The sequence below is a fragment of the Streptomyces jumonjinensis genome (assembly GCF_009600885.1).
Lineage (GTDB): Bacteria > Actinomycetota > Actinomycetes > Streptomycetales > Streptomycetaceae > Streptomyces > Streptomyces jumonjinensis.
Window position 1 is genome coordinate 1 of sequence record NZ_VCLA01000145.1, and the last position, 2,468, is coordinate 2,468.

At 71.6% G+C, this 2,468-nt stretch carries 3 protein-coding genes; 2 read left to right on the forward strand and 1 reads right to left on the reverse strand.

The features are described 5' to 3' along the window. Nucleotides 1-646, forward strand: a 646-nt coding sequence (locus tag FF041_RS17495; RefSeq protein ID WP_228388302.1) for a polysaccharide deacetylase family protein, incomplete at its 5' end; no start/stop codon positions are given. 154 nt (nt 647-800) lie between these two features. Here FF041_RS17495 and FF041_RS17500 read toward each other — a convergent pair. Further along, on the reverse strand, nt 801-1,454 hold the full coding sequence (locus FF041_RS17500) for a class F sortase (RefSeq protein ID WP_153523677.1): 654 nt from the start codon (nt 1,452-1,454) through the stop codon (nt 801-803). Nucleotides 1,455-1,784: 330 nt separating this feature from the next. Here FF041_RS17500 and FF041_RS17505 point away from each other — a divergent pair, with 330 nt between their 5' ends. Beyond that, complete coding sequence (locus FF041_RS17505; protein ID WP_153523678.1) at nt 1,785-2,435, forward strand: hypothetical protein; 651 nt, start codon at nt 1,785-1,787, stop codon at nt 2,433-2,435. The last annotated feature ends 33 nt before the right edge of the window (nt 2,436-2,468 follow it).

Here is a 2,468-nt window from a genome sequence, read left to right on the forward strand (position 1 = left end):
CCAGCCCATGACGGTTCATCCGCCACGGCTGCGGCGGGGGCTGCCCCCGGTGCGCAGCCAGCCCTTCGAGCGGCTGCCCCATACCGGCCGCACCATGGTCCTGACCTTCGACGACGGGCCCGACCCCGAGTACACGCCCGGCATTCTGCGGACCCTGCGGCGGTACGACGTGCGGGCCATGTTCTTCGTCTGCGGGGAGATGGCCGACATCCACCCCGATCTGCTGCGCGCGCTGGCCGACGACGGGCATGTCATCGGCAACCACACGTGGTCGCATCCGCTGATCCCGCAGCTCGCGCCCTCGGAGATCCGCGGCGAACTCGGGCGTACCAGCGAGGTGATCGAGCAGATCTCGGGGCTCCCGCCGCTGTGGTACCGGGCGCCCTTCGGGGCCTGGAACCGGCATTCGTTCGAGATCGGCGCGGAGCTCGGGATGGAGCCGCTGGCCTGGACGGTCGACACCCTCGACTGGACCGAACCGGGGACCGGCACCATCGTGAGCCGGGTGCTGGACGGCGCGGGACCCGGGGTCGTGGTGCTCTCCCACGACGCGGGCGGTGACCGTTCGCAGAGCGTCACCGCGCTGCGCCACTATCTGCCCCGGCTGCTGGACGACGGGTACCGGATCACCGTGCCGCGCCGCTGAATCGTTACGGCAAGATCGCCACGGGGCCCGCGAAGACCGGCGGGCCCCTTGGGGCGAGACCGGTCCGGGGTGAGTCCGGTTCGAGGGCCGGCCGGTCCGGGGCAGGCCGGTCCGGCGTGGGACCGGCCTGGGGGCAACTGGTCCGGGGCGGGGGTCAGCCGGTCTTCACCATCCGGGCGAACACCACGACATTGGCGTCGTAGCCGTTCGCCTTGGAGTAGCGACCGCCGCAGGTGATCACCCGCAGCTCGGGGAAGCCGGTGTCGCCGTACACCTGAGCGGCGGGGAAGTCGTCCTTGTCGAGCACCTCTACGCCGTACACCTCGAAGACGGCGGTCTTCCCGTCCATCCGGGGCACCTCGACGCGCTCCCCCCTGCGGAGGGAGCCGAGGCCGTAGAACACGGCGGGGCCGGTGCGGTTGTCGACATGGCCGACGAGGACCGCGGTGCCGCGCTGCCCGGGGGCGACGCCGTTCTGGTACCAGCCGGCGATATCGGGGTCCTCGGGCGGTGGCGCCTCGATCCACCCCTCGGCGTCCAGTCCGACGTTCATGAGCGGGGCGTCGATGCGGAGCGAGGGGATCCGTACGCGGTCGGCGGGGGAGAAGTCCATCGACCTCGGCTGGGCGAGCGGGGCGAAGGTCTCGCCGTCCGGACGGTCCAGCGAGGCCGCCGCGGCCGGCTGGGGCGGCCCCAGCGCCACATCGACGCCGTTCTTCATCAGCGCGATCCCGGTGAGCATCACCAGGGCCAGAACGCCCCAGGGCGAGCGTCTGCGTGACTCCGAGCCAGTGAACCCGTCGCCCATGATTCTCCTTTTTGTCTTACTTTCAGCGCCTGGAGGCACGGTAAGCGGGCACGGCGTTCGCGGCGAGGGGGAGAGAGCGAACGGGTGGCTGCGGCCGGTCGGGGTGATCCATCCGTGTCATCGGTACGACGAATTCCCTGGCAGTCGGTTGACCTGCGGCTCCGTCAGATCCTCCGGCGTGTCGCCGGTGTGTCGCCGGTGTGTCGTCTCACCGGGGTGGACCAGCGCCGAAATGCACGAAAGGCAACACCCGGTGAGGGTTCGTCATGGAAGGCGTACTCGTCGAATTCCCCGGAGCGCCGCTTCGGTGCGTCTTCCTGGAGGATCACGATGCCTGCTTCACGCGCTCTCGCAGTGGCCGCCGCCGCGTGCGCCGCCGTCGGGCTGTCCGCCCCGGTGGCCGCCGCGGGCGGCGACAGCCAGGATCATGAGTCGGTCCATGTCTCCCTCAGTCCGCACGCCGTCCACCAGGGCGGCACTCTGACGATCATCGTGCGCGGCTGCGGCCGTGGCGGCACGATCACATCCCATGCCTTCCCGAGGATCAATCTGAACCGGGGCGACGGCCGTGAGGACGACCGCGGCGGCGACGGCCGTGGCGGCGACGGCCGTGAGGACGACCGCGGCGGCGACGGTCGGGGCAACGACAACAACAGGGCCGACCGGGGCGGTGACAACAGGGGAGGCGACAACCGCGAGGAGAACCGGGGGAACGCGCTCAGCGTCGGCGCGCGGATCCACGACCACGCCTCGCCGGGTCACTACAACCTCGCCGTGCGGTGCCACAACAACAACAATTCCTCGGTGGCGACCGCGCAGTTCAGGGTGCTCCCGGCCCGGGGCGCGCTCGGCGGGCTCGGCGGCTCGGCGGCCCCCAGCTCCGCCGAGACGGCGATCGGCGCGGGTCTGGTGGCCACGGCCGCCCTCGGCGGCACGCTGTTCATCGCCCGTCGCCGCCGCACGGTCGGCGGCCGGGCCTGACCGGAGTGCCCCTCATCTGTCGTACGGCGGGAC

Coding starts and splice junctions, on each gene's coding strand:
- FF041_RS17500 (WP_153523677.1), bottom strand. CDS start 1,454: ATGGGCGACGGGTTCACTGGCTCGGAGTCACGCAGACGCTCGCCCTGG.
- FF041_RS17505 (WP_153523678.1), top strand. CDS start 1,785: ATGCCTGCTTCACGCGCTCTCGCAGTGGCCGCCGCCGCGTGCGCCGCC.